Annotated in this window: 12 protein-coding genes; 3 read left to right on the forward strand and 9 right to left on the reverse strand. The window is 43.2% G+C overall.

From position 1 onward, the window contains the following. Window positions 1–208, reverse strand: a 208-nt coding sequence (locus ACYQ4O_RS12495) for a hypothetical protein (RefSeq protein WP_460175818.1), incomplete at its 3' end; no start/stop codon positions are given. 110 nt (window positions 209–318) lie between these two features. Further along, complete coding sequence (locus ACYQ4O_RS12500; protein WP_460175819.1) at window positions 319–3,090, reverse strand: M16 family metallopeptidase; 2,772 nt, start codon at window positions 3,088–3,090, stop codon at window positions 319–321. Window positions 3,091–3,365: 275 nt separating this feature from the next. Here ACYQ4O_RS12500 and ACYQ4O_RS12505 point away from each other — a divergent pair, with 275 nt between their 5' ends. The 3 genes from ACYQ4O_RS12505 to ACYQ4O_RS12515 are packed head-to-tail and all read left to right on the forward strand — an operon-like array spanning window position 3,366 to window position 5,071. After that, window positions 3,366–3,986 carry a septation protein A gene (locus tag ACYQ4O_RS12505; protein WP_308513545.1) on the forward strand — a complete coding sequence of 207 codons (621 nt, stop codon included), beginning with the start codon at window positions 3,366–3,368 and terminating at the stop codon, window positions 3,984–3,986. Beyond that, window positions 3,983–4,249 carry a BolA/IbaG family iron-sulfur metabolism protein gene (locus ACYQ4O_RS12510; protein WP_308513546.1) on the forward strand — a complete coding sequence of 89 codons (267 nt, stop codon included), beginning with the start codon at window positions 3,983–3,985 and terminating at the stop codon, window positions 4,247–4,249. The genes ACYQ4O_RS12505 and ACYQ4O_RS12510 overlap by 4 nt, the downstream gene beginning before the upstream one ends. 27 nt (window positions 4,250–4,276) lie before the next feature. After that, entirely contained in the window at window positions 4,277–5,071 is a 795-nt protein-coding gene (locus ACYQ4O_RS12515; protein WP_066592719.1) for a peptidylprolyl isomerase, read from the forward strand. Window positions 5,072–5,105: 34 nt separating this feature from the next. Here the strand turns inward: ACYQ4O_RS12515 and ACYQ4O_RS12520 are convergent, their stop codons facing one another. The 7 genes from ACYQ4O_RS12520 to ACYQ4O_RS12550 form a co-directional block, all read right to left on the reverse strand. Then, entirely contained in the window at window positions 5,106–5,456 is a 351-nt protein-coding gene (locus ACYQ4O_RS12520) for an Hpt domain-containing protein (protein ID WP_460175820.1), read from the reverse strand. Window positions 5,457–5,496: 40 nt separating this feature from the next. Further along, window positions 5,497–6,555, reverse strand: coding sequence for a response regulator (locus ACYQ4O_RS12525; protein ID WP_460175821.1), 1,059 nt, complete (start codon window positions 6,553–6,555; stop codon window positions 5,497–5,499). A gap of 230 nt (window positions 6,556–6,785) precedes the next feature. Beyond that, window positions 6,786–7,346, reverse strand: coding sequence for a hypothetical protein (locus ACYQ4O_RS12530; RefSeq protein ID WP_308513550.1), 561 nt, complete (start codon window positions 7,344–7,346; stop codon window positions 6,786–6,788). Further along, window positions 7,347–8,282: an ABC transporter substrate-binding protein gene (locus ACYQ4O_RS12535; protein ID WP_460175822.1), complete on the reverse strand. Its 936-nt coding sequence runs from the start codon at window positions 8,280–8,282 to the stop codon at window positions 7,347–7,349. 281 nt (window positions 8,283–8,563) lie between these two features. Continuing rightward, window positions 8,564–8,890 (reverse strand): FMN-binding protein, encoded by a 327-nt coding sequence (locus ACYQ4O_RS12540; protein WP_066592733.1) that lies wholly within the window; start codon window positions 8,888–8,890, stop codon window positions 8,564–8,566. 132 nt (window positions 8,891–9,022) lie between these two features. Continuing rightward, on the reverse strand, window positions 9,023–9,982 hold the full coding sequence (locus ACYQ4O_RS12545; protein ID WP_308513553.1) for an NAD-dependent epimerase/dehydratase family protein: 960 nt from the start codon (window positions 9,980–9,982) through the stop codon (window positions 9,023–9,025). Window positions 9,983–9,993: 11 nt separating this feature from the next. Beyond that, entirely contained in the window at window positions 9,994–10,752 is a 759-nt protein-coding gene (locus ACYQ4O_RS12550; RefSeq protein WP_066592737.1) for a sulfite exporter TauE/SafE family protein, read from the reverse strand. Window positions 10,753–11,031: the final 279 nt, after the last annotated feature.

Genomic DNA, 11,031 nt, shown 5'->3' on the forward strand with positions numbered 1-11,031 from the left:
GATTCTGAGCCGGAAAGAGAAATGGATTACGATGATGAGGCTGATGAATACGATGACGATGAACTGTAGCCCGAACCATGGGAGGAAGGCCCTCCCATAGATACTCTAACCGATGCAATATTTCAGACAGAAGCGCAAGCACAAGGCAAGCAACATGATGATCGGAAAATGAAAAACTCCGGATGGTTAACCCAGAGGCCGGAGTCACAACTTAATTTCGTTGATTTCAGCCCGCAAAAAAGCGGCTTCTGAAAGATGTAAGTTTGTTATGTACATAGTACGGGAAAGTTAAAAATTTTTCAACTCCCCCGCCCTAATTTATTTTTGCCCTTCCGTTTTAGTTTTCTTCAAGTCACCTGCAAGAATGTAAGTAATTTGATCAGGCTTAATATACTTCTTCAGGACTGCATTGACCTGGGCAGTAGTTAATGCATTGATCTTGTCTTCCATTTCCTTGTTGAAATTCCAGTCTCTATTGAGCTCAAGCTTTTTAATCCAACTGGCAGAAATGACACGATCCTGAGCACGAGCAACGGCTTGGCTCTGTAAAAATCCCTTCTTAGCCTCCGCAACTTCTTGATCTGTAAAACCGTCTCTTACGGCTGTCTCAATCACATCTTTTGCGCTGGCTTCAGCCTTCAAAAGATTTTGAGGGGCGACGATAGCTCTGAAAACAAATGCCCCTTCATTACCTTCAGCCGGAATCTTCACCCCAGAGCCGGCACCGTAGGATAAGCCCTCTTTTTGACGCAGACGGCCAATGAGCCTGTTAGACAAACCGGTACCACCGCCTAAGATCCAGTTAGCAATCATCAAGGCTGGAGCATCGGCATCCGTGTCTTTAATTGGAAATACCGCTCTGCCTGCTAAAACTGCATTTTCTTTTTCAGGAGTATCGATGGTGATTCGAGTGGCTGCAACAGGCTTGAATTCTTTATAAATCTTGCCGAACGCTACTTGACTCTTGTTGTCAGCAAAAGCCTTCTTGATTGTTTCTTCGGCTTTCTTTGCATCAAAATCGCCGACAATTGCAATCTCTCCGCGGGCTGTTCCGAAGTACTCCTTAGCAAAGGCCTTCACATCAGCATCGGACAAAGCATTTAATGCTGCAATCTTTTCTGCCAAAGAAGGAGAATGACGAGGATCTCCTTTCGGATAAGTGTTGAAGTGCTGAGCCATCGCATCATCACTTAAAGCATCCGGTTTGTCCTTCATGCTTTCGAACATGACCGTCAGTTTCTTCTTCAGATCTTTAAATTCGTTTTCCGGATAAACGGAATGCTTCCAAAGATCGGCAACGAAGTTCAAAGAAGCATCCAGATTAGATCTTGTAGTGACGTAATTGGAAATCGAGCCGGTCATCTTTAATTTAGACATCTCGTCTTCGATTTCTCCTCTGGAAAGCTTATCGGTACCATAAGTCAGCATGGCATTAGCTAATGTCATGGCTGTTTCTTTTCCGGAAAGATTCTCGAGATTGCCGTAGTCGAACTTCAGCATAACCGTGACGGTTTCTCCGCGGTTCTTCTTAGGAAGCAGAGCAACCTTCAGGTCACCCACATTAAATTTGATAGTTCTCTTGTCTAAATTAGCAAAAGAAGAATCGAATGTTTCTGCTTCTGCTGAGTCTTGCTTAGGTGTGTAATTCACTAAAAGCTGCTCGGCCGTTGGAGAAGACGGGATCGTGGCTCTCTTAGGATTATCTTCAGGCAAGAAAACGCCGACAACTCGGTTGTCTCTGACAAAGTATTTAGAAGCTGCATTTTCAGCTTCCTTTGCAGTCACCTTCTGAATTTGGTCGCGGCCGTAGAAGAAGAGTCTCCAATCACCTAAGGCAATAAACTCAGATAATCCAACGCCAAAAGCTTCAGGATCAGAGAAGAGAACTTCATACAAGTTTTCAGCTTCAATCTTTGTTCTCTCCAGCTCCTTAGAGGAGATCGGAGTTTTTTCTAAAGAAGTTTCAATAGTCTCGATTAAAGCTTTTCTAACCGGTTCGATTGGTTCGCCCTTTTTGACGACAGCCATAAAAATTACATAACCAGGCTGTTTAGTCCCCATGACGGAACCAAAAACTTTAGTTGCCAAACCAGTTTTAACCAAGTTTTGGTAAAGACGTCCGTTAGGATCATCGCTCAGAACGTCTACTGCTGTTTCAACTGCCGGAGAATCGGCGTGCAAAGCGCTTGGAATGCGATAGGCAACCGCAACTAACTGAGATTCCCCTTTTCTTCTGATTTCAAAGGAGCGTTCGCCGTCAGCGGTCGGCTCAACGGTCCACTCCGGAGGCAGAGCCTCAGCCGGATTCTCAATCTTTCCGAAGTCTTCGGCAATCCAGTTGAGAGTTTTTTGGACATCAAACTTTCCGCTTACCGTGAGTACGGCATTATCGGGACGATAATAGCGGTGATAGAAGTCTTGAAGGTTTTCGATTCTGACGTTCTCAATATCGCTCTTGTTGCCGATGGTGCTCTTTCCGTAGTTATGCCAGTCAAAAATCATGGACTGCATACGCTTCATCATGACGCTGGACGGAGAGTTTTCTCCCATTTCGTATTCATTGCGGACAACACTCATTTCACTGTCTAAGTCTTTCTTAGCAATGAAAGAGTTGCGCATGGCATCAGCACTCCAAGCCAAAGCCCATTTCAAATTGTCTTCAGTGGAGGAGAAAGATACGTAGTAATTAGTACGGTCGAACCAAGTTGAACCATTCATACGGAATCCGCGGCGAGAGAATTCTTTTGTCGGATCCGGGAAATTTTTACTGCCTTTGAAGATTAGGTGCTCAAGCAAATGAGCCATTCCGGTTTCGCCGTAATTTTCTTGACGAGAACCAACCAAGTAAGTCATATTGACTGTGGCAGTAGGCTTGGAAGGATCGGAAAATAAAACTACTCGTAAGCCATTGGCCAAACGATACTCTGTAATACCTTCAACGGTCGGGCCCTGAGTCACTCCGGCGGGAAGGACTATGGAAGGTTTAACTGCTTCTGCTCTAACTTCCGAAATCATTTTTGTTTCGTTATTCATCGAAATCAGCGCGGCACCGACACAGGCGGCCACAGCTAATTTTTTTATTGTTTTCATCGCGCGATAATACTCTAATTAAAGATACGGTAAGGATATCCCTTTATCCTTAACAAACCCTAAGATTTTCAATTCATTTAAATCTTTTTTTGTATTATTTGGTTACTCTCAGTTAAACCATTGAGCTCCAGAGGATATAAAGAGATTTTGATTGTTTTTTATAGCGTCGTTTAATATTTTCTTCAGATTTTAAGAGGGGTATTAACGATAATTTAACAAACAATTCCTTTTTTTGTAAAATCTAGCTGAATCAAACGTCTGTAGGAGCTAAACACGTGAAGTTTTTTTATGACCTCCTTCCGGTCATCTTATTCTTTGTCACTTTCAAAGTTGCACAAGGCAACCCAGACTATGCGGCCGGCCTTTGCAATTCTTGGCTTGGCAACGGATTCGATGCTTCGCAAGCTCCTATCATCTGCGCCACAGCAGCGGCAATCCTCGTCTCTCTACTGCAAATCGTATTTAATTTGGTTAGCGGCAAAAAAGTGGAGCCAATGCTGTGGATTTCTGTTGCCATTATTTTGGTATTCGGATCTTTGACTATCTGGCTTCATGACGAAATGTTCATTAAGTGGAAGCCGACAATCCTTTATTGGGTTTTTGCGCTTATCCTTGTCTTTGGAATGCTGACAGGACGCAACTTCATCAAGTCATTGCTCGGAAAACAGATAGAACTTCCTGCTCCCGCTTGGAGAAAGCTCCTCCTCTCTTGGATTGCCTTTTTCTTAGTGGTAGGCGTTTTAAATCTTGTCGTGGCCTATACCTGCTCTACAGATTTCTGGGTTAACTTTAAGCTCTTCGGCCTCATGGGTCTGACCCTTCTGTTTACGCTTGGTATTGGTTTTTATATTGCTCCTTTTATCTCTGAAGACAAAACTAAAGGAAAAGAACAGTGAGCCACACTCCATCATTAGAAAGAATTTCAAACGCGCTCGAACCTTTGTTTCCGATTGAGCTGCGTTTTTCCAATCAGTTTATTCCGGGCAGCCCGCAGCCGGCTTCGGGTCTTTATCACTTATTTGTGATTTCCAGACGGTTTGAAGGCCTCCCAAAAATTGAACGTCACCGCCTCGTCTTTGAATACCTCAAACCATTCATCGGGCACGGCATTCACAACATAACTATGACGCTATTAGCGCCAAGCGAGTCTAGACACTAAACCAGTTTCTTAACAGGACTAATTAAAATGAAAAAAACACTTCTTGCCATCGCATTGGCATCACTCGGCTCAGTTACCTTAGCTCAAACAGCATTTTCCGTTAACGGGCAGACTGTATCTGCAAAGACTCAGAAAGATCTCATGGGACAGATTGCCGCCCGCGGAGTAACTGACGTCAAACAGCAGGAAGCCTTGGCAAAGAATCTTATTATTGAACAGCTGGTAATCGCCCAAGAAGCTAAAAAGCAAAAGATTGATCAGCTTCCGCAAGTTAAGGAAGAGATCGAAGCTCTTAAGCAGCGCGTATACGTTAACCAGCTGATTAAGAAGAATCTTGGAGATAAAGAACCGACCGCTGCGCAAATCACTGAACTCTATAAGAAAGCTCAGGATGCCTACGATCCGCATGAAGTCAAAATCAGCCACATTCTTGTAAAAGAAGAGTCCAAAGCCAGAGACCTCATCAAACAAATCCAAGGCGGAGCTGATTTTGCAGCATTGGCCAAAGAAAACAGCCTTGACGCCGGAACCAAGGAAGCAGGCGGTGCATTACCGATGGTCAACATCAGACACTTTCAAATTCCCGGTTTAGGTGAAGCTGCCGCTTCCCTAACTAAAGGTCAGCTTTTGACGATTCCTTTCAAGAGTACTGCCGGGTACCATATCGTCAGACTCGACGATAAGAGAGAAGTTCCATTCCCAACTGAAGCTGAACTCAAACCTCAGCTCGTTAATCTATGGAAACAACAAGCTGCCCAAAACTATTTGGTCAGCTTAGTTAAAAATGCAAAGATTGAACAAGTCAAAGCTAAAGGCAAGTAATCAGCTTTAGCTTTCCGGCCTGCTTCGGCAGGCCTTATTTTTTGATGGCTTCAATCATTTTTAAATATTCCTCTTTGATTTGAGGGAGCATGTCATATCCGGCTTCAGATTCATGCTTTTTAAAATGATTGCCCTGTTCTAGCAAAAGCTGATAGAGCTTTTCCATCCCCAGCGTTGCGCTGATGCCTTTTAAAGTATGAGAAGAAAGATGAGCGAGATCCTCATCTTTGACCGCTACTGCCTTTTCCAAATTTTCAAATGACGGATCCAGACAAAACTTATTAAGAAATTTCTCATACATCGGTTCCATCTGCATGAAACTGTTTAATGCTTTAGTCACATTAATTCCAGCCTCAGCAAGGATTTGTTTTTTGGACTCTTCCATTTTTAAACCTTTCCGGCCGCCTCAGTTTCCTCCCGAAACTTCAGCCATAAACCGCTTGCAGTTCATCTAAATTTTCTTTTACTGCTTTGAGTAAGTGAGAATTGAATTCCCCGAACTCTCCCTCTTCTACTCTTTTCATCGCTTCAGAAAAAGCTTCTTTTCCGCTCTTTCCGGAATTAGCAATTATCGAGTCAATCATAGACGAAAATGCCACCCCTTGTACCCACAAGGGGATGTCCTGATTTCCGATTTTCTCAGAAATATAGTGTCCTTCCATTTTATCTTTTTGGAATTCTGCCAAATCCTTTGCAAGCTCAAACGGCTTAAAGTGACTAACCTTTTGAAGGTCCGTCAGTAACATTATGGCCTTCTTGTTTCTTTCGGAGATTTCTTCCTGCTGTTCCTTATTCGGGTGATCCGAGTCGTTATGAAGGGAAGAATCCTGGGACAGCTTGCCTATGTCCTGCAGAGAAATCGCTTCTAAAACTTCTCTGATTTCTTGATGAGTAAGATTTCCGCCAACTTCGCTCTTCGTTAAAAGGATTCGGGACAGAGCTCTGACATTATGGCTATGGGCTCTGCTGTCTTTTACGCGATCTTCAATAGCCGCTCCGATTGTTTTAATCAGCGCTCGCCCAAAATCTCTAACTTTTTTAGTTTCTTTTTCTAAGAGCTTTTCTAGTATGGCTCGTGTTTGATATAGCTCAATAATTGATTCGACGCGTTTCTGAACAATAAAAGCGGATAACGGTCTCTTAATAAAATCGACAACGCCAAGTTTGAAAGCTTTTGCGGCAAGAGTGTCGTCCTCTTCGGAGGTAATCAAGAAAATAGGCGTTCGCGGTAAGAGTTTTTCTTCTTTTACTTGCTCAAGAAAGGTTAAACCGTCCATTTGAGGCATTAAATAATCCAGCAAAACAGCATCAAGTTCACCTTTTTTCTCTCGAATAACATCAAGAGCCTCTTTGCCGTTTGAAGCAATGATAATCGGATGAGCAGAGAAAATAATAGACAAAATCTCGCAGTTGAGCTCATTATCATCAACGATCAAGATGGTGCCTTTTTCTAAGGTCATAGCGGACAGGTCATTTTGTAACATGTTCACCTCCCTTTTTACTTATTGAAGTCCTCTCGAGGGAGCGACAGAACTTTATCTCCTGAGATGATCTGATTGTAACAAAGGAAAGAAAAATAAAAGAGATTTGCCAAGAAAATCACAAATGTTAGTGATCTTGGAACAAAATCAAACTTTAAAATTTCTTTTATAAACAATGAGAAGCCGTCAAAATCATAATATTAATGACGGCTATTTGTTAGGGAAAATCACTACTATTTGTTCGAAAATCTTTCGTCCAATTTACATGGTTCAATACGCAAGAAAGGATCTGAAGAAGCAATGAGTTTGCCGAGCACTGAAAACTTATAGGCCAGATAGTTAGCGTGTTCTACTTCGGTTTTGCATCCTTCTTGTTTGGCTGCCACTGCCTCAAACCATTCTTTATCAAAAATTTCCGGAGACAGCGTGTAGGCAAAACATTTATCTCTATACCCGATTTCAAAATACATCGAACCGCCAGCAGGAGAAGGAGGTGCATCTTTCGGTGCTTTATTAAGGTCAAGGATGTATCTTCCTCTTGTGACCGCCCTAGTCACTAGCTCAAAACCATCCACGACGTCGGAACCCGGGAAAGAAGAAAGAATATAAATCTCATGTCTCATCGGCGGTTCGTTCGGAGAAAGATCTTTAAAGGCTCGGCTTAACAACTTCATGGTTACGCCGCTCGCAATCAAACCGCGCGGACCGGAATATCTCATTAAATCTTCAAGCTGAAAAACCAAGGTGCCCTCGGGCTCTCTGACCTCGACAAAATTTTTCATTTGAAAATACATTTACTTCTCCTTTGCAACCGGCAGCACGATTTCTTCTACCGGGACGGTTTTCTTAATAAAACCGTAGTCTTTTAAAAACTTCTGAGTTTTTTCCAGCTGTGCTATATCATCCGGATTTAAACGAGAATAATAATGGTATGCAGAGGCTAGTTTGCTTCCTAACTGTTCCGGTATACCCAACTCAGAGACACCGATTTTAACGGCTTCCTGTTTATTCTCATTAATCCATTGAACCGCTTTATCCTGAGCATTAGCGATTTTCTCCAGAGCTTCAGGATATTTTTCAGCAAAATCTTTGCTTACTGCCATCACGAGATTAACGCCGGTAAAGTCCTTAGCGTTAGCAATTTCTTTGGCTCCTTCTTGCTTGGCTTTTTCCAGCAAAGCCCCTCCTAAGAGAGCACAGTCAACTCTGCCGGTAAGTAGAGCAGTTAATGCCGCCTGCTGGCTCATTCCAATGAAATGAACACTGCGTTCAGGAACTTTTTCTTTATTTAAGTAATCGGCTAAGAGCTGATGCAAGGCGGTACCCTTAGGACCGGCCACAGTAACCTCTGTTCCTTGCGCCGGTTTCTTTCCGGACAGGGTCACCAAGCCGAAAAGCTCGGAAGGCCTTCCGACGCCGGCAATCACTTTTATTGGGTTGCCGTTAGCATTTGCCAAAACCAGCGAAGAGAAATTCATCACTGAAGTTACTTGAGCCGAATTGCTGGCTAATGCCTGACCCTGCTTTCCTCCCTGCGTGAGAGGAATCCAGTTAATTTTGACATTATCTTTGGCGAACTCTTTTTCCAAAAGGTTCTGTTTTTTCATCACGATATTCTGAAGGTTAAACGGCGCTTTAACGTAGAGAATATCAATGGTATCGGGCATTTCTGCATTTGCTGATGTCAGCATAAAGCCGCACAAAGAACAAGCAGCTAAGAACTTAAGCATTTCAATTATTCCTTTTTCTCGTTGCTCGTATTCTATCCAATCAGAGAACCTTTCGAGAAAAGTAGGAAGCATTGAAATTTGTAGTCTTCTCTTCTGCAATGGCTTATAGGAGACGCAGCGCATTCTCTACTCTGCGGGAACAGACGGAGGGGATGAAGAAAAGAAAAACCGAGGAGAATTTGCTTTCCGCCCCACATATTGAATTCAAGCAAAGTCTCCTTATCTAACAAAAAATCCCCCAGTGGTTAGCTGGAGGATCCTTGTCTCAGATGACCGAGAAATTACTGAGCTTTTGCTAAAGCAGCGTTAACGGCAGCAATAATACCCTTAGAAGAGTTTGTAGCGCCAGCGATTGTTTCGAGGCCCTTTGTACCGTCATTCTTAACGATTTCAGGGATCAAGTTGTCGATCGGAGCCTGAATAATCATGTCTGTTTCTGTGTGCTTCAAGACTTTAACGTCAGCAACTTTACCTCCTTTGACTGTAACAGCAACGGTAATTTTGCCGTGGTTGCCTTCACCTTCGCCTTCGAAAGTGCCATCTTTGTATGCAGCCTGAGCAGCAGTCATAAGACCAACGCTAGCTAACAAAAGTACTAATTTTTTCATCGGAAAATCTCCATACTTGAAATAATTTTTGCTTAGGGCATAAGCACCCTAACCGCAATAATTTTATCTATTTTTTGAGGAGATACCATTTTTCAAACTACAAGTTGAACTGAAAAGAAAAGAGATGTGTTCTCAATTGTATTTTTCTGGAACTACATTTTTCAGCATGTCTTCCACCATGGCATCGAGCAGATATCTCGGCTTCCAACCCCACTCTGTCTCCGCACAGCTCTGATCCATGAAATCAGGCCAGCTCTCTGCAATTCCTTGACGAAGAGGATCAATTTGATATTCGATTTTGAAATCCGGCTTATGTCTTCTTATTGATTCAGCTATTTCTTTGGGAGAAAAACTCATGGCCGTGACATTGAAGCTGTTTCGATGAACTAACTTGGCAGAATCCGCCTCCATAATCTCTATTGCCGCCCGTATCGCATCAGGCATATACATGAAGTCCATTTTTGTATCCGGCCCAATCGGACAAACAAACTTTTCCCCTTTGACAGCTGAATAGAAAATATCAACCGCATAGTCGGTTGTGCCCCCTCCCGGAGGAGTTGTGTAAGAGATTAGGCCCGGGAACCTAACGCTTCTGGTATCAACAGCGAATCTTTTGAAGTAATAGTCTGAAAGCAACTCTCCGGTTACCTTGCTTACGCCATAAATCGTCGTCGGCCTCATGACGCAGTCCTGAGGCGTGTTGACCTTTGGAGAGCTTGGTCCGAAAGCACCGATAGAACTTGGCGTAAATACCGCACAGTTGTATTTTCGAGCAACTTCAAGAACATTAAGCAAACCGTCAATGCCAACGTGCCAGGCGTTTACCGGATCCTTTTCTGCGGTTGCTGAAAGAACGGCCGCTAGATTGTAGATAGTGTCAATTTGATATGTCTCGACAATCTTCTCGAGCGCATCTCGATCAAGAATATCAATCTCTACGGAAGGTCCGGTCTTTTGTAAATATTCCGGCACTGATCTGCGTTTTGTGTAACCGGCATAGACAGTACCCGAATTACCTAAATGTTCTCTCAGTGCTGCAGTTAATTCTGTACCTATCTGACCGGTTGAACCGATTATTAATATATTTCTCATGGGTTAGGTTTCTAAAAGAATCTGTAAATAAGGGAGCCCATTAATAGGACAAGGACAACATACAAAATATTTCGTACGAACTTACTTCCGATTTTAATCGCATAGTAGGCCCCTACTCTGTTGCCAATCATGCTGGAAATTGCGCATGGAATTGCAATGGAATAAATAACGGAGCCGCCTGCTGCAAAAGCCAGGTATGCACCGAAGTTAGCAGCCAAATTAAAAACTTTAGCCGTCCCCGAGGCCTGCACCATCCCCATCTTTAAAAAAACATGGAGTGCAATTAAAAAGAAAGTACCTGCACCGGGACCGAAAAATCCTTCATAAAGGCCGACGATTGTTCCGATTAAGCAAACCCGAAGCCAGAAACCTTTTTTTGGCATTTCTCCTTCATCAAGTTTGAAACCGCCGGAAAAGATAGTCAGCAAAATTGCCAAAGGCAGCATGATGACAATAACTTTTCCCATCATTTCATCAGGGACGAGCAATGCGAGTTTACCACCCGTTATCGAGCCTATCATGGACGTAAGGATGCCGACCGGAACAACTCTCATTAGGATTAAGTTGCCGCGCCAAAAAGTCCAAATAGCAGCTAAAGAACCGATACTGGTTGCTAGTTTTCCGGTACCGAGAGCCATGTGCGGAGGAACTCCGCACAGCAAGAGAGAGGGAACAGTGACAAAACCTGCGCCGCCCGCAATTGAATCGATAAAGCCGGCCACAAAAAAGGCCAAAACACAAATAACTATGACAGTGAAAGAGACTTCCATCTTTTTCTCCTTTGTGTCTTTTATTTTTGTGGATTGTAATCCTACTGTAATAAAAGAAATCTTTTGTTGCTTATTTCAGGAGAAAAAATTTTTTTGAACTCTCGTTATAGGCCTAGAGCATCAGAGGAATTTGCACTATGGCGTTACAGCAAAAAATTGACATCCTCCTCTTCGTGAACGAAGAGGATTCCCTACCACCACTACAACAGCCGTAGCCTATTGTTGTAGAAGGTCTCGTTGGGTTCCTGCTGACAACGGCCTTACTGCACCGTTCATTTC

This window comes from Turicimonas sp. TL08 (genome assembly GCF_054660695.1).